The sequence below is a fragment of the Flavobacterium sp. 38 genome, assembly GCF_057799715.1.
Window position 1 is genome coordinate 697,698 of sequence record NZ_JBYNWZ010000002.1, and the last position, 23,840, is coordinate 721,537.

Genomic DNA, 23,840 nt, shown 5'->3' on the forward strand with positions numbered 1-23,840 from the left:
TGCGCCTTTAGGTAATTTGTTATTTGGTTTTTGTCTAAAGAAACGCATTATGAACCTGGTAGTTTTACTGCCAGGTTTTTTTATGGCATAAAAAGACAATCGAACCTGTTTTTATGATCTATTTTAATATTTTTACTTCAATTAATAAAATAGAAAGATGAAAATCATAAAATACGTATTTCTAACTATTGGCTTAGCATTACTAGCTGGAGCCTTTTACTTTTACCAAAGCAAACAAGCATTTTTAGATCGAGCAGTAAAAGTTCAGGGTACTGTTACAGCATTAATACCTTCAAGATCGGACAACTCGACAACTTATAAGCCCGTTGTTTCTTATACAACAAAAGAAGGAAAGCAGATCGAATTTACTTCATCCGTAAGCAGTAACCCTCCAAGTTATCATGAAGGTGAAACTGTAGAAATTTTTTACGATCCAGCAGACCCTTACGATGCCGATATTAACGGATTTGCTTCTTTATGGCTTGCACCATTAATTTTAGGAATTTTAGGTAGTATTTTCTTTTTAATAGGTTTTTCAATTATTCTATTTGGTAAAATGAAAGAAAAGAAAATAGATGATTTAAAATTCAACGGGAGATCTATTATAACCAAATTTGATAATGTAAATATTAATTACAATTATAAAGTAAATGGAAGAAGTCCGTATGTTATTTATAGTCAATGGCTCAATCCAGCAACTAACGAAATGCATTTATTCCAGAGTGAAGATATTTGGTATAATCCAACAGATTTCATTTTGTCAGAAGAGATAAAAGTACTGATTGATCCTTCAAATCCAAAGAAATATTATATGGACATTTCTTTTCTGCCTAAAGTGAATAGTTAATTTCACAACAGAAAAGACTAAACTTTTAAGTAATTTTGCCGTTTATTTATTTTATTTCAGTTAATGAAAAAGTCAATCCTTTTTTTAGTTTTCCTTTTAATATTTACAAATTGCATTAGTCAAACCAAATTCGGAAATCCAGAAGTCGATCCCGTTCAAATTCAGAAAAGTTACGAAAGCTGGTCTGCTTATAATAAAACCTTAATGCTTTCCAGAGATTTTACGGCTTTGGATGCTTCATCAAAAGAAATTTCAAAAGAAGCTTTTTTTAATATTCTAGTAAACGAAAATTTTATTCCAATCCGATTAAAGACTACAGATTCCGTTTACGAGTATAAATTATTCAAAATTCTGCCAAAATCAGATACCAGTATCAAAGCCACGATCAGTCAAGAAGCTTTTGATGCTTTGAAAAACTATGAAATGGAAGGAAAGCCTTTTCCGAAATTTTCGTTTATAGATTTAGACGGAAATGAAGTTTCAAACGAAACCATGGAAGGAAAAATCATTGTGATAAAATGCTGGTACATTCACTGCGCTGCCTGTATCAAAGAATTTCCAGCCGTAAATGCATTAGTTGCAAAATACAAAGACAGAAAAGATATTATTTTTGTTAGTCTAGCCGAAGATACTCCTGAACAATTAAAGACTTTTTTAGTTCGAAAACCATTATCCTATTCTGTTATTCCAAACATGAAAGAATATATGAATAATACATTACAGCTGAATGCTTTTCCAACCCATTTTATTCTCAACAAAGAAGGAAAAATTGCCAAGGTTTTAAATAACTATGAAAGCCTAGAAGTAGCTTTGGAAAAAGAAAGTTCTTTTTAAACCATATAAGTGATATAAGATACTTTAAGCTTAATGCTGAAATAATCCCTCAATCCCGATAGTTATCGGGAGCAGAGGCGCAAAGTTTTCTCTTTTTTGTCATCCTGAGGGACGAAGGATCTCCATAAGAAACTCTACAAAGATTGTCGATTTTGCTTGTCTAGCTACTTGCGGAGATCCTTCGTTCCTCAGGATGACAAACTATGGTTAATCGTCTATACGCAACACTTAAAATATCTTACATAACTTATATGGTTTACAAACTTTGCGTCTCTGCGACTTTACGAGAGTAAACACAAAGTATATTAAATGAACTAACATGACTTATATGGTTTTAAAAAAAAAACTTTGCGTCTCTGCGACTTTGCGAGATTAAAACACAAAGTATATTAAATGAACTTACATGACTTATATGGTTTTAAAAAAAAACTTTGCGTTTCTGCGACTTTGCGCGATTAAAACACAAAGTATATTAAATGAACTTACATGACTTATATGGTTTTAAAAAAAAACTTTGCGTCTCTGCGACTTTGCGAGATTAAAACACAAAGTATTAAATAAACTTATATCACTTATATGGTTCAAGAAAAAACAAGAAAACCTTAGCCACTTAGCATCTTTGCAACTTAGAACCTTTTTCACTACTTTTGCACCAAATTAATTAAAAAGACATTCATGTTAACAGTCAATAATTTATCAGTTCAATTTGGTAAAAGAGTTTTATTTGATGAAGTAAATACAACTTTCACTCATGGAAACATTTACGGAGTTATTGGAGCCAATGGTGCTGGAAAATCTACTTTTCTAAAAATCATTTCGGGCGATATGGACCCGACTTCTGGGCATATCCATTTAGAACCGGGAAAACGTATGTCGGTTTTAAACCAGAACCACAACATGTTCGACGAACATACCGTTTTGGAAACCGTTTTAATGGGAAATAAAGTTCTGTATGCTGTTAAAAAAGAAATGGATGAGCTTTATTTAGATTATAATGATGCCAATGCTGACCGAATTGGAGAATTGCAAGTGCAGTTTGAAGAAATGAACGGTTGGAATGCTGATTCTGATGCCGCATCTATGTTATCGAACTTAGGAATCACAGAAGCAGATCATTATACTTTAATGGCTGATATGGAAGGAAAAATGAAAGTACGTGTGCTTTTGGCGCAGGCGCTTTTTGGAAATCCTGACGTTTTGATCATGGATGAGCCTACCAACGATTTGGATTTCGAGACAATCGCTTGGTTAGAAAACTTCTTGGCAAACTACGAAAACACTGTAATCGTTGTATCTCACGACCGTCACTTTTTAGATGCGGTTTGTACACATATTTCGGATATTGATTTCGGAAAAATCAATCACTATTCTGGAAACTATACGTTCTGGTACGAATCTAGCCAATTAGCGGCAAAACAGCGTGCACAGCAAAACAAAAAAGCTGAAGAGAAGAAACAAGAGTTGGAAGAGTTTATTCGTCGTTTTAGTGCAAACGTTGCGAAATCTAAACAAGCTACTTCTCGTAAAAAAATGATTTCAAAATTGAATATTTCTGAAATCAAACCATCTAGCCGTCGTTACCCTGCGATTATCTTCGATCAGGATCGTGAAGCTGGAGACCAAATTTTGAATGTACAAAACTTAGCAGCTTCTGTAGATGGCGAAGTTTTATTTAAAGATGTGGACTTGAATATGGCAAAAGGCGATAAAATCGTTCTTTTCTCTAAAGATTCACGTGCAACAACAGCTTTCTACGAAATCTTAAACGGAGAACAAAAAGCAGATTCTGGAACTTTCGACTGGGGTATTACAACAAACCAAGCGTATTTGCCAGCTGAAAACCACAAATACTTCGAAAACGATTTGACTTTAGTAGATTGGTTACGCCAGTACGCTAAAACTGAAGAAGAGCGTGATGAGGTTTTTATTCGTGGTTTCTTAGGAAAAATGATTTTCTCGGGAGAAGAAGCTCTTAAAACATCTAGAGTTTTGTCAGGAGGAGAAAAAGTGCGTTGTATGCTTTCTAGAATGATGATGGAACGTGCAAACGTTTTAATGCTAGACGAACCAACAAACCACTTAGATTTGGAATCTATTACAGCTTTCAATAACTCATTGAAAAACTTTAAAGGTTCTGTAATCTTCACAACGCATGACCACGAGTTTGCTCAAACTGTTGGTAACCGAATCGTAGAATTAACACCAAACGGAGTTATCGACCGTTACATGACATTTGACGAATATCTTGATGATGAAAAGATTCAGGAACAAAGAAAAAAGATGTATAATCTTTAATCTTCAAAATTCCAATAAGGAAATTCCAAATTCCAAACTTTGAGCTTTCCCACTTTGTCAAAGTTTTAAACTTTGACAAAGTTTAACAACCATAAAAAAAATCCCAAATTCCATATTAAACTTGGAATTTGGGATTTTTTATTTTGTTATTTATTATTATTATTATTATTTGCTGCCGAACATCTTGGCAAAAATCCAGATGATAATCGCAATAACAAAAATTACGATAAAGATTCCGAATCCCATTCCGGCTTTAAAAATGTCTCCTATAACTTCACAGCTTGTAAATGAAAACAGTATTACAAATACCATTAACAATCTTAGTATTTTATTTTGCATGATTTTGAGTTTTTAAGTTCATATTAAAATTACTTCAAGAATCAAGAAAATGTGTTATAGAATTTTTTGGAAATGTTTTAGGATTTGGATTTGATTTCATGTAGAAAAGTCGAATCGACAAGAGAGCCAGCGGCTCGGCGACATATTGTAGGGCCGGATTTTAATCCGGTTTAGGTTTATGTGATAGATTAGAAAGAGCCATAGGCTCGGCACATCTTACATTATATCTGGGCGTTCAATTTTTCAGCGGATTAAAATCCGTTGCTACAAAATGTTTGATTCCTACGGAATTTTTGAAACTGCTACTGTTGTTTTATTGTTTTTATTTCCAAGAAAACAATTCCTGATATCACGACGATTTCTCCTAAAAAGTACATAACGCCAAATGCAGAAATATTTTGATGGCAATAAATTATAATTCCTAATGTCAAAAGACAATAAAGGATGTTGGCAATACAAATTATTTTTAAAAATAATTTCCAATTTTCCTTGACAAAAAAATAACAGCTAATAGAATAAATAAATAATGCGAATGCAATAATTGAAAGGTATTTGAAAACATTTTTAGATAAACCGAAAAAATCATTGAAATTTCTGAGGACAAAATAGAGTAGAAGAATAGTTAATAAAGCTCCAAAGCTGTCTAATAAAAATATATTTTTTGTTTTTTTTAGAAATTTTTGGAGCATTATTTTTATTTTTTACTAGCTTTTAAAATTAAGAAAATGTGTATAGAATTTTTGGAACTGTTTTAGGATTTGGATTCTGCCTTTTTAGTTTTGCTATATTTTGTATGAAGATTGCTAAGAAATATTTTTCTATTAAATCCAATTACAAAATTAGATTTCTCACCTTTTCTTAATTCTTTATTCAGTATTTCTTTTTCTAGCATTTTAAATTGATTATAATTAGTAATAAAAGTAAGGAAAGATATACTTTGTGTGCTACGATTTGTAATAGATAATTTTTCTCGTCCAGGTTTCATTATAATGACCGCCTGAGACTGTTTTTTTGACCCAATTGCCTATTTGATCCTTTGTGTAATTGTACTGAAATTGTTCCTCATCATTTAGGTTGTCATTTTTGAACGTCTGTCTTTTTACTTCATCGCCATAATTATTGTAAGTACGAACTATCATAGTCTTCTGTTTGTTCCACCATTCACTATCATTCTGTTTTATTTTAGTGCCACTTTTATCATAGAAATATTCCCATTGATTTGAAATATCTTCATCAGCATCTCTTGTAGAATACATAGTGTGCTTAACTAAAAGGTTTTTAGCATCATACACTTCTTCCCATTCTTTTCTTTTTGCTCCTTCTACTGTTTTATAGGTTGTTATATAGTAAAAACCATTTAAAGTTTTCTTTTCGATAATTTTTTCAGCATCAGAAGTTTTAGGTGTAAATCCTTTTTCATTAAATTCATATCTGGTAGTATCTTTTGGACAGTTAAAAGATCCTCCTTCTGCCATGACAGTTGGGCATCTTTCTCCAATTTCTATAATTTGACGTACTTTACCTTTTAAAAAGTTTTTTTGCCAGTCGGTTGCTATTTTTTGGGCGTTAATTTGATTCACAAATAGCATTGGAACGATCATAAAGAAGATTTTTTTCATTGTGACTTTTTTGATGTTTTAGAATGCTAAAATATATTTTTAAAAGATAATTCTCGAAAAAAGAGGTCAGTTTTATTTTTTTTATCAATAATGAAATCATTTAAAAAGCGTTTTTCATTTTTTTAAATAACGATGGTTTTAAAAAAATAATTTCCAACCCCAACACCCCAACAAATAAAATCAGATTCCGTATATTTGCGCGACCAATCATTACAATTAATTATGAGCCAGAAAGTATTACTTAATTCAAAAGAAGTTACTATCATACTTCATCGTTTGGCTTGTCAGTTAATCGAAAAACATCTTGATTTTTCAAATACTATTTTAGTGGGAATTCAGCCAAGAGGCGTTTTTTTAGCTGAACGTTTAAAACAAATATTAGAAAACGAATATCAGGTTCCTGAAATTTCTTTAGGCTATTTGGATATCACTTTTTTTAGAGATGATTTCCGTCGTACCGAAAAACCTCTTGAAGCCAATAAAACTCAAATCAATTTTATAGTAGAGGACAAAAAAGTCATTTTTATTGATGACGTTTTGTTTACAGGCCGAAGCATTCGTTCTGCCTTAACTGCCATTCAATCTTTTGGAAGACCTTCAGAAATTGAATTATTAGTTTTAATCGACAGACGTTTCAGCCGTCATTTGCCAATTCAGCCCGATTATCGTGGCCGTCAGGTAGATGCAATTAATGGCGAAAAAGTAATTGTGAGCTGGAAAGAAAACGACGGCGAAGATGTAGTTCATTTGGTTACCAATTAATATGTTAATCGTTAAAAATTGAAAAAATAGTCATGACAGAGAACGAAGAGTTTATTTATGAATCAATTTTTAATCAGGTAAGAATGGGATTTCTTTCTATTGATGATATTAAAGAAAACATCATGGAAGAAATTGAAGACAATGAATTTGAAGATGAAATTTCTGAAGCTTGGGCTTTCGAAAAAATCGACGAAGAATACCAGAAGTTACTTTCAGAAAGTAAAAATTGGGTAAGCCCAACAGATACTGAAAAGCTTATAAAAGCGTTTGATGAATTATGCAGTCAGAACATCATTGCGCTTCATAATGCTGGATACACAACAAGTGATGGCGAATATGAAGTGGTTGAGGTCGAGAGAGAGCTTCGAGATAACGGAGTCGAATCTGACGGTTATTGCTTTTATCACGAGCAAGATTTGGCCAGAGCTATAATTCTAGAAGATCCGAGTTTGTATATCGCTTTTCAAAAAGTAGATAATTCTGATGCAGATACGACAATTGAAGTTGGAAATAAAGTTGCAGAAGTTCTAAGAAATAATGGTCTTGAAGTAAAGTGGGATGGTTCTGCTAAAAGAAAGCTAGAAATTCCAGGTTTCAGATGGCAGCAAATTTATGATGAAGACGGCAGAGATTTGCAGGATTACAGCGAAGTTGTCGAAAGAATGACTGAATAGAGTAGCTGCTCTTTAAAGAAGCATTGAATGTCGAATATTTTGCCATTCAGAATTTGACAAATTAATATTAAAGAAAGAAAAATGAAAGAATTAAGCGTAGGTCATTTATTAGGAATAAAATATATCAATGAGAATGATATTAACCTGATTTTTGAAACGGCAGATCATTTTAAAGAAGTCATTAATAGACCTATTAAAAAAGTTCCTTCATTACGAGATATTACGATTGCCAATATTTTTTTCGAAAACAGTACTAGAACCAAACTCTCTTTCGAATTAGCGCAGAAACGTTTATCTGCTGATGTTATCAGTTTTTCTGCAGCTCAGTCATCGGTTAAAAAAGGAGAGACCCTGATTGATACTGTAAATAATATCCTTTCCATGAAAGTTGACATGGTTGTAATGCGCCACTCCAATCCCGGAGCGGCTTATTTTTTATCTAAAAATGTCAAAGCCAGTATCGTAAACGCAGGAGACGGTGCGCACGAACACCCAACTCAAGCTTTATTGGACAGTTATTCTATTAGAGAAAAATTGGGAGATGTTGCTGGAAAAAAAGTGGTTATTGTTGGAGATATTCTACACTCAAGAGTAGCGCTTTCTAACATATATGCTTTGCAGATGCAAGGGGCAGAAGTAAAAGTTTGCGGACCAAAAACCTTGATTCCAAGATATATTGAATCTTTGGGAGTTACAGTTGAACCAAATCTTAGAAAAGCTCTAGAATGGTGTGATGTTGCGAATATGCTTCGTGTACAAAACGAACGTATGGATGTGAATTTCTTCCCATCAACACGTGAGTACGCACAGCAATACGGAGTAGATAAACCGCTTTTGGATTCGCTAGGAAAAGAAATTGTAATCATGCACCCAGGACCAATCAATAGAGGAGTAGAAATTACTTCTGAAGTAGCGGATTCTGATCATTCTGTGATTTTGAATCAGGTAGAAAATGGTGTAGCGATTAGAATGGCAGTGATTTATTTATTGGCTTCTAAGATTCAGTAAAATTAGAGTATTCAGTGGTCAGTTTTTTAGTGATCAGTTTTGAAATACTTTGAGTTCCTAGTTGTCAGGCTGAGCGGAGTCGAAGCCCAGTTAGTTGCTCACGTTATGCCCTTCGACTCCGCTCAGGGTGACAATAGCATATAACTGAACACTAAGAAAACTTACCACTGACCACTAAAAAAACTTTCGTACCTTAGCTCTCAGAAAATCAATTTTTATATAAGCCCCATAAATTAAAAATGAAAGTAGATCAAAAAGGACATACCGTTACGATTAAAGATACTCAAGGAGATGTAAACGCTTTCTTGGAAAAAATAACGCAACAATTTAAAACCTTTGAAAAACAAAATATTATAATCGATTTGTCATCAGATTCTAATATTTCAGAAAATGATTTAAAAGCTTTTTTACCCCTTTCAAAAGTTCATAAAAAAGCAAAAAAGTCTTTTGTAATTGTAGCAACTGACCTTGATTTTAATGCTATTTCAGATAAATTGGCTGTGGTTCCTTCTCTTTTAGAAGCGCATGATATTATCGAAATGGAAGAAATCGAAAGAGACCTAGGTTTCTGATTGTAGATTTATGATTTTAGATTTTAGATTTTTTTAAAGCTGAATCTAAAATACTTTTCTCATTCTAAAATCTAAAATCATAAATCTAAAATGAAATTAACTATACTTGGCTGTTACGCCGCAACTCCTAGAACACTTACTAATCCGACTTCGCAGGTTTTAGAGATTAAAAACCGATTGTTTTTAATTGACTGTGGCGAAGGAACTCAGGTTCAGCTTCGAAAAAATAAGATTAAATTCTCAAAAATAAATCACATTTTTATCTCGCATCTTCACGGAGATCATTTGTATGGATTGATTGGGACTATTTCGACTTTTTCGCTTTTAGGAAGAACTACAGATTTACATATTTATGGACCAAAAGGAATAAAAGAATTGATTCTGCTTCAATTGAAACTGACAGAATCTTGGACTACTTATTCTTTATTTTTCCACGAATTAGAATCAAAAGGAAGTGAAGTTATTTTTGAAGATAAAAAGGTGATTGTAAAAACGATTCCGTTAAAGCATCGTGTTTATACGAATGGCTTTTTGTTTCAGGAAAAACCAGATGAGAGAAAGTTAAATGTTGAAGCAGTTCAGCGTTATGATATTCACGTTGCCTATTATCAGAAAATCAAAAACGGAAGTGACATTACGCTTGACGATGGAACTGTGGTTGAAAATGAAAAACTTACTTTTGATCCTCCAGCAACTAAAAGTTATGCTTTTTGTTCTGATACGGTTTATAATGAAGAAATTATTCCAATTATACAGAATGCCGATATTTTATATCACGAATCAACGTTTTTAGAATCTGAAGCTAGATTGGCAGAAAAAACACTGCATTCGACAGCAAAAGAAGCGGCAAATATTGCTTTAAAAGCAAATGTAAAACAGTTAATTTTAGGTCATTATTCAACCCGTTACGATGGAATTGAGACTTTTAAAAGAGAAGCTCTGGAAATTTTTCCGAATGTGTTGTTGGGAGATGATGGGGTTTCGTTTGAGTTTTGATCAAAGAGACAAAGAGACAAAGGGACAAAGGGACAAAGGGACAAAGGAGCAAAGGGTTTAGTTTGTCTCGCTGAGCGGAGTCGAAGCCTTTATTTTAATTTAAAGTCGCTAAGATTATGAGTTGCTAAGCCGCTAAGAGAGAAAAGCTTTAGTTTGTCTGGCTGAGCGGAGTCGAAGCCCTCGTCTGAAAAATTAAATTCTGGCACACAAGTCCTTCTCCCGAAGTTTCGGGACGCTCAGGATGACAATGCGAGAAAATCTAAAATCTAAAATCAACAATCTAAAATAATAAATCATGAATGATTTAAGCAATTATAGAAAGTCATACGAGAAGAGCGAATTATTAGAAACTAATATTCCTGAAGATCCGATTAATCTTTTTAACCGATGGTTTCATGAAGTGGAAGATTTTGGCGGAAGCGGGGAGGTGAATGCCATGACGGTTTCCACAATCGGTTTAGACGGATTTCCGAAGTCTCGTGTTGTACTGTTAAAGAAATTCTCAGAAGAAGGATTTATATTCTACACCAATTATAATTCTGAAAAAGGAAAAGCGATAGAAGCTAATCCAAATATTTGTCTGTCATTTTTTTGGCAGGAAATGGAACGTCAAGTTATCATTAAGGGAATTGCTCAGAAAACTTCTGAGATTATTTCAGATAATTATTTTGATTCTCGTCCAGACGGGAGTAAGTTGGGAGCAATTGTTTCTCACCAAAGTGAAGTGATTCCGTCAAGAACTTTCTTGGAAGAAAATCTTAAAAAACTAGAATCGCAATTTGACGGAAAATCAATTCCTAGACCTGAAAATTGGGGTGGTTATATTGTGACTCCGCTGCAAGTTGAATTTTGGCAAGGAAGACCAAATAGGCTTCATGACAGAATTCGTTACACAAGCCAATCTGATTTTTCATGGAAAATTGAGCGCTTGTCTTCTTAGTTGTAAGAAAATACCTTTTTAAATAAAAATTTAATGCATTTCATCGATTAATTTTGTAGTTTAACGGTAAATTGAATACGTTTGGAACAGATAAAGCAAACGATATTTAATTCAAAGATAAATTTAAAGGATTTGCCCCAACATTTACTTTAAACCGCTAAAATGCTGATGATTATGAAAACGATTATGCGCACCATGTTGTTCATTGCGATTTTAGTCGCAATGAACGCATGTTCTGCTGACACCGCCGAAGCAAGCTTGGATACTACTACTCCAACAGAAACGCTTGTTGCAAACTACACTTACAACGATACCGAAATAGAAACGATGAAGCTGATAAACGAATACCGTGTGAGTGTTGGTTTGAATGCTTTGGAAAGAGTGAATCATATTTCTTTTAAATGTGAAGAACATAATAAATATATGATTCAAAATAATGTTGTAAATCATAACGATTTTACGGCTAGATCTAGTAATATGACTAGCGTATTGGGAGCTAAGAAAGTAGGAGAAAATGTTGCTTACAATTATAAAACTGCCGAAGCAGCTTTGAGAGCTTGGCTTGATAGTCCAGGACACAAAGAGAATATTGTAGGTGATTTTACCCACTTCGGATTAGCTGTAACTACAGATGCTGCTACAGGAAAAAAATATTATACTAACATTTTTGTTAAGCTATAAAAGTATATTGAACAGGTTGGTTTTTTAGAAGTCGTTGTAATTCTTAGAATTGCAACGACTTTTTAAATTAAAAAAAGCCGCCTATTAGGCAGCTTTTTGGGTTGGTTATTTGCAGTTTATTATAATGCTGTGATAATAAATTCACTTCGTCTGTTGGCCTGATGCTCTGCTTCAGTACAAGGAACTCCGTCTGAACATTTGTTTACAAGTTCTGTTTCGCCATATCCTTTTCCAGTTAGTCGGTTCGGAGCTATTCCGTTTTTAACCAGCCATTGGACTGTTGATTTAGCTCTTCTATCTGATAAAGCTTCATTATATTGATGCGATGCTCTACTGTCTGTATGAGAACGGATATCCAGTTTCATTGTTGGATAATCATTTAATACTGCTAAGATTTTTTCAAGATCTAATGCCGCTTCGGTTCTAATATTCGATTTATCCAAATCAAAATAAATCATTTTAATACCAAAGCATTTTCCTAAATCGTCACCCACAGTAACTTTGCAGGTTGCTTTTTCTAGAGCAATAGGAAGGCTGGTTTTACCGCTTGCTTTATCTATAGTAATACTAAGCTCTTTTGTGGTATATTCTGGTTTTTCGGCTCTTACATAATAGGTTTTTCCGCATTCGACAGAAAAACTATAATTGCCTGATGCATCGGCAACAGCAGAATTTTTTAGATTCATCTGGTCATCATACAAAGTGACTTTTGCTCCTGGAAGTGCAACTCCAGTGTCTATATCTGTTATTGTACCATAAAGTTCTTGAACGCATTTTAGCCTTCTGGTCTCTAAGAATCTATAAATATCATCAGAACCTTGACCTCCGTCTTTGTTGGAAGTAAAAAATCCTCTTCTAGTTTCAGGATCAATAATATAAGCAAAATCATCTTTAGGAGAATTGACATCGGCTCCTATATTCTGAATGTTGCTTATTTTTCCATTATTGTCAATATTGGCCACAAAAACATCTAAACCTCCCAAACCAGGATGCCCGTCTGATGAAAAGTAAATCTCGTTTTCGCTCGTCAAATATGGATAGGTTTCTTTTCCTTCTGTATTAATGGTGTTTCCAAGATTTTCGGGTGTGCCGTAGCCTCCATTTGGATTTACACTGACTTTATACAGATCTGACTGCCCAAAAGATCCCGGCATATCGGAAGCAAAATAAAGTGTTTTTTCGTCTGGACTCAAAGCTGGATGCGCCGTACTGTAATTGTCACTGTTGAACGGAAGTTCGGCAATGTTTGTCCATTTGTTGTCTGTTCCCAATTCTGCTTTGTAGAGTTTTACTAAAGTGATTTTGTTGTCATCTTTCCCTTTTTTTCCATTAATGTAATTGTTTCTTGTGAAATAAACTGTTTTTCCATCTTTAGTGAATATTGGAGAAGCTTCATGAAATTTAGTGTTAATAGCCGATTTAAATTTATTGACTTTTGTAGTGCTTCCTGTTGCAGGATCCAGATCAGCATTATAAATATTGGTAAAATATTCTCCTGTCCATTTGTGTTTGCGTTTTGTGAAATTCCCTGTATCTCGTGCAGATGCAAAATAAATTTTATTATTGTAAACAAATGAGCCGTAATCGGAGTATTTGCTGTTTATACCAGCATCTTCTATTTGGTACCTCCCAGAATTTGCTTTAATCTGATCGAGATAGTTTACATCTTCTTTGTACAGTTTTCCTCTATTATCATTTTTTGAAATGGCATTAAATTCTTCTAGAAGTTTATTTGCTTTGTTAACATCTCCAGTTGATTTTAAAGACTGAGCGTATCTAAAATAATATTCTGGTTCGACATTGGTATTCATTGCAAATAATTCGCCATACCATTTGGCAGCATTTTGAAAATCTGAATTGAAATAATAGGCATTTCCCAGTTTCTTAAACATGTCTTCAGACTTGTAGCCTTTATCAGCCACTTTTTCATAAATTTTTATTGCGTCTACGTAGGCATAGCTGTCATATTTTTTGTCCGCAGCATTTATTTTTGACTGCTGTGCATGACTGCTAAATGAAAAAGCGCCTATAATTGTAACGAAAAGTAGTGTATAGTTTTTCATGATACCTTATTTTAGAAGAAACGAGGAGTTGTCATTTTGCCTTTGTTTGAGAAGAATTCATAACGCAGGAAGATTTCGTGTGATCCTGAATTATAATTATTTAACTTGGTGGTTTCTCTATCATACCCGTAACCGATATATAAACCGTCGGTAATCTGAAAACCAGCCATAGCACTTACAGAAGCGCTCCATCTATAGGCTGCACCAATCATAAATTTATCATAGAACATAAAATTGGCAGAAAGATCTACTTGAAGTGGTGCTCCTTCAACCATTTTGGTCAAAATTGCGGGTTTAAATTTTACGTACTGATATTTATCAAGATTGAATACATAACCTCCAATTAAATAGTAGTTGATTTTATCTTTATAAATGGCAACATCATTATCATCATATCGGTTGGTTTCGATAAAGTTTGGCACTGATAAACCGATATAAGCTCTATCGGAGTGCCAGTAAACTCCTGCACCAATATTTGGACTGAATTTGCTATCTAAATCCTGAAATTGGGGATCCCCCTGATTTTCTGGATTTAATTTGTTGATATCTAAATTGAAGATATTTGCAGTTCCTTTTATACCAAATGAAAGTTTAAAATCTGCTGATGTCTGAATGGTATAAGAAAGATCAACTGAGATGTTGTTCTCATTTGTTGGGCCAATTTTGTCATTAACAAGCGATGCTCCTATTCCTAAATTGCTATTGTTTATAGGTGTATTGATTGAAAAACTGCTTGTCTCTGGCGCTCCATCAAGTCCAACCCATTGGGTGCGGTAAAGACCAAATACACTAAATACTCCACGGGAACCGGCATAGGCAGGATTTATGGTTATTGTATTGTACATGTATTGTGTATACTGTGCATCTTGCTGCGCATAGCCAGAACATGTAACTAACAGAATGACGAAGAAAAATAATTTTGTTCTCATAGTAGATTTTATTAATTTAATAATTACTATTGACTATTTAAATCATTGAATTTCAATGTGTTTATTCAAAATTAATCAAAATTTTCGGATGATTTTATTTAATACGCTGTAAAAGATTCTTTTACAGCGTATTTTTAATATTTACTGGTTGTTAGATAAATATAAGTATCCGTTTAATTTATGATCTTGAACATTGTTGTTTCCATCTAGAGCTTTATAAGTAATGATATAAAAATAAGTTCCAGTTGGTAGTCCGTCAGATTGCTTAACAGTTGTTCTTCCTCTCGAAGTTCCATCAAAAGCATTTGTTGTATTATTGTAGTTTGTAGTTTCAAAAACTAAGATTCCCCAGCGATTATATATTTCAACAGTATTGCCTGGATAACAAGTTATGTCATCGATATTGTCAATTTTGAAGAAATCATTTACACTGTCTCCGTTTGGAGAGAATGCGTTATGAACTACTACATTACCACAAGCTAAGACTCTACAATCATCATTGATTTCCATGTTTAAAACTATGCTTCTTGGACATCTTTCATCGGCTATCACATATTCGAAAACGTAATTACCTAATGCTAAACCAAACGGATTAAGAATACCACCTTGTAAGGCATTAGTATTATTTCTATCCTGCCAAACTCCTGTTGTTGGAGTTCCTTCAGGAAGAAGGTTGCTTAAGTTTACCAATGTAGAATCATCGTTACACGCTGTGCCACTTACTTGTACTACACCATTTGGAACTACTATAATGGTGATAATAGCAGAGTCGCAATTTTCTGGACTTGATTTATCGCAGATTGTGTAGTTGTAAGTATAAGTACCGGCAGGTGTTAAGCTAGATACATTTACATTTCCAGAAGCATCAAAAGTAATATTTGGATCTGTTTTGATATTATTTCCTTCTACAACTAGCGTAAAGTTTACTAATTCTGATGTTACAGCAATTCTTCCTTTTAAATCATTTGCCAATACATTGCCTACTAATCCAAATGTATTACATCCAATATTGCTGAAGGTATCATCATTTGCAACTACAGGAGAGATTATGGTAACAGTCACAATAGCGGTGTCACAGTTTCCGAAATCGGCTTTTTCACAAATTTGATACGTTAATGTATAAGTACCGCCTGCTGTATTTGGTGCGACATTGATAGCTCCGTCAGGGCCTATTGTTATTGAACCCGTTGGATCAGGAATAGTTGTTGTCAATGTTACATCATTTATATTTACTGCTGTACCGTTTAATGTATCATTCGTTAAAACATTACCTACACTAGTTTGAGCGGTAGGTGTAATTATTGGTGCAGGATTATCATCATTGGCAACAATTGCAAATGTTGGTCTTGCAGTACAATAAGGATCTGCTGGCGGATAACTAATGGTAATAGTCTCACTCGGATTTACAGATATGGTTACGTTGGCAGTTGGACGTAATTTTTCAAATCCGTCAGCACCTTGAACCCATCTGTTGTTTTCAAAAATCCAGCCTGGCCAGTCAATACCTTTTCCTTGCTCATCGACTACTGCACCTGGCCATAATACACGACCGCTTAATGGAAGGTTTTCCATTGTGGTTACCACATTGTTATTGCTGTCTGCCCAAGAAATGGTTACGCCGTTTACAGGAGTGAAATTTCCTGGTGTCACAACATAATCAACATAAGGAACATCATTTATACATATTGATGTTGCAGTAACAGTCATTACCGGAGCTTCAATTGTAATGGTAACAGTGGCAGTATCGCAGTTGTCTGTCTGATCGGCTTCGCAAATTTGATATACCATTGTTAATGTTCCTACTGGAGCATTTGGCAATACATCAACAGAACCGTCAGCATTTAATTGTAAAAACTCATTTGGTGTTACTGTTGTTATGATAACCTCAGACGCTGTTACAGGATTTCCTTCTAAAGTATCATTTGTCAATACATTTAATACATTAGTTGTAGTAGTATTTACTCCAGCAATTGGACCAGCGCTATCATCATTAGCCACAATGTCTTTGTACTCTTTACAGCTTACACCGAAATCAATATCCAAATGAACTAGATCTTCTGGAGTTACGTTTACTACATATCCGCTGTCTGTTGTGGTTTTACAAACCGTGTGCAATTGCGTTTTACTTGTTTTTCCAGCGATGTTTTTAGCAGACATTGAAGGTATAACTTTTACTAAACCTGTAAAGCCTAAATTAGCAGCCATCGTATCGAAATTTGCATCTCTAACCAATTTTACTGTATATTCTCCGTATGGATTTTCTGTAGTAGGACGCTCTCTCCAGAATCCCGCAATACCTACAATAACTTCTTTATGGTATCCGTTTGGACCATCAACAATTACATTAGGACTAAGTGCGTTTCCGAAACCTCCAGCGTTTAACTCTCCAACATTTTGAGAACCAGTATAGCTTCCGTCTCCGTTAAGATCGATCCATTCCCATTGGCTGTAATCAACAGCTCCATTTGAATCTGGAATGTTTTTAGTAACAACTCCGTCATTATTGGCATCGTACCATTCATCTTGAATTCCGTTGCTATTAGTGTCATACCAAACATAATCTCCAAGAACAGGAAGATTTGATGTTCCATATTCAAAATCGTGAGTCTGGATTTTACAATCTTCAAGAGTAGTAAAGAATAAGCTAGAGTCAACAGGATACAATTGGTAGGCGCTATTTAAATTAGCATCTTGCACTTGTACTAAATAATCTCCCGCTGGCATTCCAGAGAAACTGTACATTCCGTCTGCTCCTGTAATACGCATTTGTATTGGGCCTGGAGTTGTTCCTTGCGGAATTAAGGTCACAGGTACATTTGCAATAGGAGTATTAGTATCTACATTGATAATTTTTCCAGAAATTTTCACAGTATATTCAGGCTGTGTAATTACGACTGTAGCCGTAGCGGTACAAACTTGATTTTCGCCGTTTACTGGTGCTGTTGCAGTTAGAGTATAAGTTCCCGCTGGTAAATTGGTATTGCCAACTACTTCATTTCTTTCATTTGTTATTACAACAGTAGAGCCAGGACTGCTTGTTACAGCGATGCTTCCATCTGTACCTCCAAAACAGCTAGTATTTGTAGGTACTCCGCTAACAGTAACTTTGCTTTCAACTGTAAAGGTTTGAACCAATTCGGTTTTGTTTCCTGCGCAGTCAGTTAAAGTATATGTTCTTGTTAAGATGTATGGTGTTCCATCACAGCCATTTCCTCCGTTGTTTGTGTCGGCAACAGTAATGTTTACAGTTGGACTGCAATTATCGGCCGCATCTGTAATATCTGATGGACTACCTGCAGGTATTGCATCAATAGTAGCCACATTTGTTACACTTTGAGGAGCAGTTCCTGTTGGAGCTGTTTTATCTCTTACGGTAATAACTTGAACGTGAGTAGTAGTATTGCCACCGCAGTCGCTAATTTTCCAAGTACGAGTCAAAATATAATTAGTAGGACAGTCGTTTTCGATTCCTGATTTTACTTCAGAAAATACTATTGGTAAATTTTCGTTGCAATTATCAGAAACATTTATTTCTGCTGGTTCAGGAACGGCATCACATGATACTTCAATATCTAAAGGAAGGTTTCCTGTAAAGATTGGAGCAGTAGTGTCTTGAATACTAATTACTTGATAGAAAGTTGTTGATGTGTTGCCACAATCGTCTTTTACAGTCCAAGTATTTGTATAAGTTCCTGCGTTTGAACAGCTTTCAGAAGCTACAAATTGTCCGCTCACTTTAGTGATGTTTGAAACATCAGCATCGCACAAGTCAGAAGCCGTTGGGAACTGAGCCTGAGCTGCAGCAAGTCCTTGAGCATCGCTGCATTCTAAAGTTACATTTAGAGTTCCAGCAAGAGTAGTCCAAGTTGGAGCAGTAGAATCTTGAATGGTAATTACTTGAGTGAAAATTTCAGAAGTATTTCCACAATCGTCTTTTACTGTCCAAGTATTGGTATATGTTCCAGCATTTCCACATCCTTCAGAAGCTACAAACTGTCCACTTATTTTAGTAATATTAGAAACATCGGTATCACATGCATCAGAAGCAGTTGGGAACTGAGCTTGAGCCGTTGCAAGACCTTGCGTATCGCTGCATTCTAAAGTTGCATTTAATGAATTGGCTTGCGTAGTCCAAGTTGGAGCAGTATTGTCTTGAATGGTAATTACTTGTGTGAAAGTTTCAGAAGTATTTCCGCAATCGTCTTTTACCGTCCAAGTATTAGTATATGTTCCAGCGTTTCCGCATCCTTGAGAAGCTACAAACTGTCCGCTCACTTTAGTGATGTTAGAAACATCAGCATCGCATAAGTCAGAAGCTATTGGAAACTGAGCTTGAGCTGTTGCAAGACCTTGAGTGTCGCTGCATTCTAAAGTTGCGTTTAGAGTGCCAGCAATAGTAGTCCAAGTTGGAGCAGTAGTATCTTGAATGGTAATTACTTGAGTAAAAGTTTCAGAAGTATTTCCACAATCATCTTTTACTGTCCAAGTGTTAGTATATGTTCCAGCGTTTCCACATCCTTGAGAAGCTACAAATTGTCCGCTTATTTTAGTAATGTTTGAAACATCAGCATCACATAAGTCAGAAGCTATTGGGAATTGAGTCTGAGCTGCAGCTAGTCCTTGAGTATCGCTGCATTCTAAAGTTGCATTTAGAGTGCCAGTTACAGTAGTCCAAGTCGGTGCAGTGGTATCCTGAATAGTAATTACTTGAGTGAAAGTTTCAGAAGTATTTCCACAATCATCTTTTACTGTCCAAGTGTTAGTATATGTTCCAGCGTTTCCACATCCTTGAGAGGCTACAAACTGACCGCTTACTTTAGTAATGTTTGATACATCAGCATCACATAAGTCAGAAGCTATTGGGAATTGAGCCTGAGCTGTTGCAAGTCCTTGAGCATCGCTGCATTCTAAAGTTGCATTTAGAGTGCCAGCAATGGTTGTCCAAGTTGGAGCAGTTGTATCCTGAATAGTAATTACTTGAGTGAAAGTTTCAGAAGTATTTCCACAATCATCTTTTACTGTCCAAGTGTTAGTATATGTTCCAGCGTTTCCACATCCTTGAGAAGCTACAAACTGACCGCTTACTTTAGTAACATTTGTTAAGTCAAGATCGCATGCGCCTGAAGCAGTTGGGAACAAGGCCTGTGCTGAAGCTAAAGCCTGTTGGTTGCTACACTCAACAGTACGATTTAAGGAATTCGCTTGAGTTGTCCAAGTTGGCACACTAGTATCCTGAATAGTAATTACCTGAGTGAAGATAGCTGATGTATTGTTGCAAACATCTTTTGCTATCCATGTGTTGGTATAAGTTCCAGAATTTGCGCAATTGCCGACAGTAAAAATTCCGCTTGTTTTAGTGTAAGTCACCGTTCCTCCGCAATTGTCTGTGGCAACAGGAGCTTGATTTTGAGCAGTACTCAATCCTGAAATATCACTACATTGTAAAGTTACATCTAAAGAAGCAGCAGCCGTTGTCCAAGTAGGAGCAGTTGTATCTTCTATTGTAATCACCTGAGTGAAAACAGTTGAGGTATTGTTGCAGACATCTTTAGCGGTCCAAGTATTGGTGTACGTTCCAGAATTTGCACATGTTCCTGCAGCAAAAGTTCCGCTCACTTTAGTATAAGTTACAGTCCCTTCGCAGTTGTCTGTGGCAACAGGAGCCTGATTTTGAGCAGCTGTCAATCCAGAAGCATCACTGCACTGAAGGGTAACATTCAATGCGTTTGCAGAAGTTGTCCAAGCCGGAGCGGTGTTATCCTGAATAGTGATCACTTGAGTGAAAACGGTTGATGTATTGTTGCAGACATCTTTAGCAGTCCAAGTATTGGTGTACGTTCCAGAATTTGCACATGTTCCTGCAGTGAAAGTTCCGCTCACTTTGTTGTAAGTAACCGTTCCTCCGCAGTTGTCTGTGGCAACAGGAGCCTGATTTTGCGCAGCTGTCAATCCTGCTGCATCGCTGCACTGAAGTGTAACATTTAATGCATTTGAAGCAGTTGTCCAAGCCGGAGCGGTGTTGTCTTCTATTGTAATTACCTGAGTGAATACGGCAGAGGTATTGTTGCAGACGTCTTTAGCAGTCCATGTGTTGGTATAAGTTCCAGAATTTGCACATGTTCCTGCAGCAAAAGTTCCGCTCACTTTGGTATAAATCACTGTTCCTCCACAGTTGTCTGTAGCAACAGGAGCCTGATTTTGGGCAGCCGTTAGTCCTGCGGCATCGCTGCACTGAAGTGTAACATTTAATGCGTTTGCTTGAGTTGTCCAAGCCGGAGCGGTGTTATCCTGAATAGTGATCACTTGAGTGAATACGGTTGAGGTATTGTTGCAGATATCTTTAGCGGTCCAGGTATTGGTGTATGTTCCAGAATTTGCACATGTTCCTGCAGTGAAAGTTCCGCTCACTTTTGTGTAAGTAACCGTTCCTCCGCAGTTGTCTGTGGCAACAGGAGCCTGACCTTGCACAGCTGTCAATCCTGCGGCATCACTGCATTGAAGGGTAACATTCAATGCGTTTGCAGAAGTTGTCCAAGTAGGAGCAGTTGTATCTTCTATTGTAATCACCTGAGTGAATACGGTTGAGGTATTGTTGCAGACATCTTTAGCGGTCCATGTGTTGGTATAAGTTCCAGAATTTGCACATGTTCCTGCAGCAAATATTCCGCTCACTTTTGTGTAAGTCACTGTTCCTCCGCAGTTGTCTGTGGCAACAGGAGCTTGATTTTGAGCAGCTGTTAGTCCTGCGGCATCGCTGCATTGAAGTGTAACATTCAATGCGTTTGCTTGAGTTGTCCAAGCTGGAGCGGTATTATCCTGAATAGTGATCACTTGAGTGAAAACGGTTGAGGTATTGTTGCAGACATCTTTAGCAGTCCAAGTATTGGTGTACGTTCCTGAATTTGCACATGTTCCTGAAGCAAAAGTTCCGCTCACTTTGGTGTAAGTTACAGTTCCTCCGCAGTTGTCTGTGGCAACAGGAGCCTGATTTTGCGCAGCTGTCAATCCTGCGGCATCACTGCATTGAAGTGTAACATTCAATGCGTTTGCAGAAGTTGTCCAAGCAGGAGCGGTGTTATCCTGAATAGTGATCACCTGAGTGAAAACGGTTGAGGTATTGTTGCAGACATCTTTAGCGGTCCAAGTATTGGTGTAAGTTCCAGAATTTGCACATGTTCCTGCAGCAAAAGTTCCGCTCACTTTGGTGTAAGTTACAGTTCCTCCGCAGTTGTCTGTGGCAACAGGAGCCTGATTTTGCGCAGCTGTTAGTCCTGCGGCATCGCTGCACTGAAGTGTAACATTCAATGCGTTTGCAGCCGTTGTCCAAGTAGGAGCGGTATTATCCTGAATAGAGATCACTTGAGTGAAAACTGTTGAGGAATTGTTGCAGACATCTTTAGCTGTCCAAGTATTGGTATAAGTTCCTGAATTTGCACATGTTCCTGCAGCAAAAGTTCCGCTCACTTTGGTATAAGTCACTGTTCCTCCACAGTTGTCTGTGGCAACAGGAGCCTGACCTTGCGCAGCTGTTAGTCCTGCTGCATCGCTGCACTGAAGAGTAACATTCAATGCGTTTGCAGCAGTCGACCATGTAGGAGCGGTCTTGTCTTCAATTGTGATAGTTTGAGAAGCAGTAACATTTCCGCAACTTGTCGCAACCTTAAAAGTACGAGTAACCACAGTTGGACATGTTCCTGTCGCAACATCAGAATAAGATATAGTGTAACTTCCAATTGCGCCACTATTAGATATTGATCCTCCTGCAGTGTTTAATTGAGCAAGAGTTATATTAGCGCTTGCAGTACTATACGGAAGCCCTGTAATTGCTGCGGTGCTACATCCTGAAATAGTTGCATTAGTAGGTGCAACAAGCGCAGCAGCTGGACTAATTGAAACCGTTACATCTGCAGAAGTTAATTCACAATTAGTACTGCCATTTTTTACTTTTACTTTGTAAACTCCGCTAGCCGTTGCAACAAGCGTAGAAGAAGTTTGGTTTGGCAATACAGAATTGTCTTTATACCAAACATAAGTTGGTGAGGCTGCATTTGTAGTAGCAGTCAAAGTAGTAGAGCCACATGCTGTTAAAGTTCCTGTAATTACAGGTGCACACGGAACAAAATAACTCGGACTGGTTATTGCTTTCGAATCGTTGGCGCACGAAGAATTTTGATAATTCAATGTAGAAGTGCTGACCGTTTGATTTCCGCAAGCAGATCCAGTTGGAGTCAATTGATAATTTAAAGAAATTGTTTCTGAATTTAAGAAATCGGTATTCCATGTAATCACTTGTCCTGATAATGAAGCTGTACCTTTAGTTGCTGTAATTGCGCTAATGGTAAAACCCGGAATAATTGTTTCTTTTGCAACCAAATTTTGAGCAACCCATGAGATTTGAGTAGCAATTTGATTATAAATAGCAGTAAGATTAGCGCCACTTTGTGTAATGTAAGCGGCACTTCCCTGAATATTATCCAAAGTATATTTAGCAATATTTTGATCGCTGTTGTTCGTATTTATGTTCCCGCTGATACCTCCAAATAGACCTGCAGAAAAAACTTGGTTGTTGTATACAACACTACTTTTTGTAGTAGTCTTAGCATTTGTTGCCGCATTTATAGCATCTGTAACGCATTGAGAGGTTTTGCTAACATTACAACTTGTATTTCCATTGGTATTAGTTCGGTTTGTAACCCCATCGGTAAGTAGAATTATTGCTCTTGCAGTACTGCAATCAAAACGGCCATTGGCTTCCAATTCTGTTTCAGATCTCACAATACCAGCATAGATATTGGTTGCATCAGTAGCCTGCAAAGCGTTAATTTGATTCGTTATCTGAGTTACACCAGTAGCATTTAAGTAAGTAAGTCCTATTTTTAGACTCGCAGTAGTGCTATAAGCAACAATTGCAATTCGGTTTTGAGGATTTGCTTTTGCCTGGTTAAGAAATGCCAACGCTGCATCTTTTGCATAATCCATCGAGGTTTTAAAATCTCCTTGAATCGTATTACCCATACTACCCGAAATATCAATAGCAAGAACTACATCCGAATTTCGAGTAATCGGATTTGCACCTGTAATATCTACTTTTACATTTACAATTCCGCAATTGGTTGGGTTAGCCGTTACGGTTTTGTTTGTAGTTATTGTTTGTGCAAGACCTCCTATTGATGACAGAAGAAATAATACAACAAATTGTATTTTTTTTATATCTCGTAAAAAATTGTTTAAAAAAAGTAATTGTTTTTCCATTTTAAATCATTTTAAAGGAACTTGATATA

The 23,840-nt window shown here is 36.0% G+C and carries 15 protein-coding genes; 10 read left to right on the forward strand and 5 right to left on the reverse strand.

What is annotated here, in order from left to right; genetic code table 11:
* Positions 1 to 157: 157 nt before the first annotated feature.
* The 3 genes from AC3E9W_RS08080 to AC3E9W_RS08090 all read left to right on the forward strand — a co-directional run bounded on the left by AC3E9W_RS08080 (position 158) and on the right by AC3E9W_RS08090 (position 3,976).
* On the forward strand, positions 158 to 847 hold the full coding sequence (locus AC3E9W_RS08080) for a DUF3592 domain-containing protein (RefSeq protein WP_306161184.1): 690 nt from the start codon (positions 158 to 160) through the stop codon (positions 845 to 847).
* A gap of 63 nt (positions 848 to 910) precedes the next feature.
* Positions 911 to 1,681 (forward strand): TlpA family protein disulfide reductase, encoded by a 771-nt coding sequence (locus tag AC3E9W_RS08085; RefSeq protein WP_488767982.1) that lies wholly within the window; start codon positions 911 to 913, stop codon positions 1,679 to 1,681.
* A gap of 675 nt (positions 1,682 to 2,356) precedes the next feature.
* Positions 2,357 to 3,976 carry an ABC-F family ATP-binding cassette domain-containing protein gene (locus AC3E9W_RS08090; protein WP_306161181.1) on the forward strand — a complete coding sequence of 540 codons (1,620 nt, stop codon included), beginning with the start codon at positions 2,357 to 2,359 and terminating at the stop codon, positions 3,974 to 3,976.
* A gap of 165 nt (positions 3,977 to 4,141) precedes the next feature.
* Here the strand turns inward: AC3E9W_RS08090 and AC3E9W_RS08095 are convergent, their stop codons facing one another.
* Both AC3E9W_RS08095 and AC3E9W_RS08100 read right to left on the reverse strand, forming a co-directional pair.
* Positions 4,142 to 4,315 (reverse strand): hypothetical protein, encoded by a 174-nt coding sequence (locus AC3E9W_RS08095; protein ID WP_306161179.1) that lies wholly within the window; start codon positions 4,313 to 4,315, stop codon positions 4,142 to 4,144.
* Positions 4,316 to 5,259: 944 nt separating this feature from the next.
* Entirely contained in the window at positions 5,260 to 5,934 is a 675-nt protein-coding gene (locus AC3E9W_RS08100) for a hypothetical protein (protein ID WP_306161177.1), read from the reverse strand.
* Between the two features lie 222 nt (positions 5,935 to 6,156).
* On the opposite strand from AC3E9W_RS08100, the gene pyrR reads away from it, so the two are divergent.
* The 7 genes from pyrR (at position 6,157) to AC3E9W_RS08135 (ending at position 11,567) form a co-directional block, all read left to right on the forward strand.
* Positions 6,157 to 6,696, forward strand: a complete 540-nt coding sequence (gene pyrR / locus AC3E9W_RS08105; protein WP_144219125.1) for a bifunctional pyr operon transcriptional regulator/uracil phosphoribosyltransferase PyrR — start codon at positions 6,157 to 6,159, stop codon at positions 6,694 to 6,696.
* 32 nt (positions 6,697 to 6,728) lie between these two features.
* The gene (locus AC3E9W_RS08110) at positions 6,729 to 7,370 is read left to right on the forward strand and encodes a DUF6891 domain-containing protein (protein ID WP_488767983.1); all 642 of its coding nucleotides are present in this window, start codon (positions 6,729 to 6,731) and stop codon (positions 7,368 to 7,370) included.
* 81 nt (positions 7,371 to 7,451) lie between these two features.
* A complete protein-coding gene (locus AC3E9W_RS08115; protein ID WP_488767984.1) occupies positions 7,452 to 8,378 on the forward strand; it encodes an aspartate carbamoyltransferase catalytic subunit in 927 nt (308 codons plus the stop codon).
* Positions 8,379 to 8,617: 239 nt separating this feature from the next.
* On the forward strand, positions 8,618 to 8,950 hold the full coding sequence (locus tag AC3E9W_RS08120; RefSeq protein WP_488767985.1) for a ribonuclease Z: 333 nt from the start codon (positions 8,618 to 8,620) through the stop codon (positions 8,948 to 8,950).
* 90 nt (positions 8,951 to 9,040) lie between these two features.
* Positions 9,041 to 9,946 (forward strand): ribonuclease Z, encoded by a 906-nt coding sequence (locus AC3E9W_RS08125; RefSeq protein WP_488767986.1) that lies wholly within the window; start codon positions 9,041 to 9,043, stop codon positions 9,944 to 9,946.
* Between the two features lie 295 nt (positions 9,947 to 10,241).
* Positions 10,242 to 10,886 carry a pyridoxamine 5'-phosphate oxidase gene (gene pdxH, locus AC3E9W_RS08130; protein ID WP_306161167.1) on the forward strand — a complete coding sequence of 215 codons (645 nt, stop codon included), beginning with the start codon at positions 10,242 to 10,244 and terminating at the stop codon, positions 10,884 to 10,886.
* A gap of 174 nt (positions 10,887 to 11,060) precedes the next feature.
* Positions 11,061 to 11,567 (forward strand): CAP domain-containing protein, encoded by a 507-nt coding sequence (locus AC3E9W_RS08135; protein WP_488767987.1) that lies wholly within the window; start codon positions 11,061 to 11,063, stop codon positions 11,565 to 11,567.
* Positions 11,568 to 11,686: 119 nt separating this feature from the next.
* On the opposite strand, the gene AC3E9W_RS08140 is transcribed toward AC3E9W_RS08135, so the two are convergent.
* The 3 genes from AC3E9W_RS08140 to AC3E9W_RS08150 all read right to left on the reverse strand — a co-directional run bounded on the left by AC3E9W_RS08140 (position 11,687) and on the right by AC3E9W_RS08150 (position 23,811).
* Complete coding sequence (locus AC3E9W_RS08140; RefSeq protein WP_488767988.1) at positions 11,687 to 13,630, reverse strand: OmpA family protein; 1,944 nt, start codon at positions 13,628 to 13,630, stop codon at positions 11,687 to 11,689.
* Between the two features lie 11 nt (positions 13,631 to 13,641).
* Positions 13,642 to 14,559 carry a PorP/SprF family type IX secretion system membrane protein gene (locus tag AC3E9W_RS08145; RefSeq protein ID WP_306161161.1) on the reverse strand — a complete coding sequence of 306 codons (918 nt, stop codon included), beginning with the start codon at positions 14,557 to 14,559 and terminating at the stop codon, positions 13,642 to 13,644.
* A 141-nt stretch (positions 14,560 to 14,700) separates the two neighbouring features.
* The gene (locus tag AC3E9W_RS08150; protein WP_488767989.1) at positions 14,701 to 23,811 is read right to left on the reverse strand and encodes an HYR-like domain-containing protein; all 9,111 of its coding nucleotides are present in this window, start codon (positions 23,809 to 23,811) and stop codon (positions 14,701 to 14,703) included.
* Positions 23,812 to 23,840 lie beyond the last annotated feature (29 nt).